At 32.5% G+C, this 1,530-nt stretch carries 1 protein-coding gene; it reads right to left on the reverse strand.

Annotated elements, in window-relative coordinates; all coding sequences use genetic code 11:
* Window positions 1-197: 197 nt before the first annotated feature.
* Window positions 198-1,421: an IS256 family transposase gene (locus KPL50_RS26360; protein WP_216301440.1), complete on the reverse strand. Its 1,224-nt coding sequence runs from the start codon at window positions 1,419-1,421 to the stop codon at window positions 198-200.
* Window positions 1,422-1,530: the final 109 nt, after the last annotated feature.

A 1,530-nucleotide genomic window follows, 5' to 3' on the forward strand; every position in this document is an offset into this window, starting at 1 on the left:
GAGAATGTTTATAGATTTGTGTAAATAATTTTAGACAAGTATATTTCAACTGAAATTAGTATGGGAATTCACTCCTGTACTAATTTTTTATTTTTATGGTAATACTAATACTGGGGTAGTGTGGATATTATTATATTATTTGTTAAACTTTTTAAATTATACATTAAAATATAAAAATTACAGGTTTATAGTTTCAATTAAGCCTCGATTCTATCTTCAAACATGATTGCCAACTGTGCTAATGAACTAGACCAGTTTTGAACAGGTGAGGTCCATTTTTTCATAATTTCTAAGGTTGCTAGGTACAGCGATTTTCTTAATGAATCATCTGTAGGGAACACCGTTTTAGTCTTTGTAAATTTCCTTAGTTGCCTGTTAAAGCCCTCCAATGCATTAGTTGTATATATAATCTTTCTTATATCTGGTGGATAATCAAAGTATGTTGATAAGTTGTTCCAATTATTATACCAGGAGTTAATAACTATACTATATTTTGCACCCCATTTGTCCTTTAACTTTTCAAGTTCATTTGTTGCTATTTCTTCTGATGAAGCCCTATAAACACACTTTAAATCCCTCATGAATTCCTTAGTATCTTTAGAGGCAATATATTTAAAAGAGTTCCTTATTTGGTGTATTATGCATGTTTGAATGCTTACATCAGGGAAAACCACTTTTATTGCTTCAGGTAAGCCTTTTAAGCCATCCATACAAGCTATAAGAATATCTTGAACTCCTCTATTTTTAAGATCATTGCATACTGTAAGCCAAAACTTGGCTCCTTCTTGTTCTCCAATCCATATTCCTAGTATGTCTTTATGTCCCTTCATATCTAGAGCCATACAGATGTATGCGGCCTTGGTGGCTATCTTATTCTCTTCCCTAACTTTAAAGTGGACTGCGTCCATATATACAATAGGGTAAATATTATCCAGTGTTCTATTTTGCCAATCAGTAGCAGCACCCATAACCTTATCGGTTATCTTAGAGATCATTGATGGTGAAACATCAATTCCATATAGATCTTCTAGCTCTGTCTGTATATCTCTTGTTGACATACCCCTCGCGTAAAGTCCAATTATTTTGTTATCAAGTTCATTGCAAACTGTCTCATATTTTTTTACGATTTTAGGTTCAAATTTAGCGTTCCTATCTCTTGGAATATCGATTTCAACATTCCCAAAACTACTTTTTATATTTTTGTCACTATAGCCATTTCTGTAGTTTATATCTGAATTATCATCAGCCCTTTTGTACTTCTCTCTACCTAATAACTCCTCCATTTCCCCCTCTAGCATTTCCTGCATAACACCTTTTAGCAGTCTTTGCATTAAGCCATTCTTACCAACTACATCCTCCATAGTCTTACATTTTCTAACCTCTGCCTTTAAATCAAAATCTGGTGCTTCAATTTCTTTCATAACTATTCCTCCTCACTTAATTATTAGATATTATTTCCACAAATACCATTAGTTAATACAAAAAAAATAATGTAGCTAGATTTGTTTACACAAATCTAGCTACATTCCC

Source organism: Clostridium sp. CF012, from assembly GCF_018861755.1.
Classification (GTDB): domain Bacteria; phylum Bacillota; class Clostridia; order Clostridiales; family Clostridiaceae; genus Clostridium_AD.

Coding starts and splice junctions, on each gene's coding strand:
- KPL50_RS26360 (WP_216301440.1), bottom strand. CDS start 1,421: ATGAAAGAAATTGAAGCACCAGATTTTGATTTAAAGGCAGAGGTTAGA.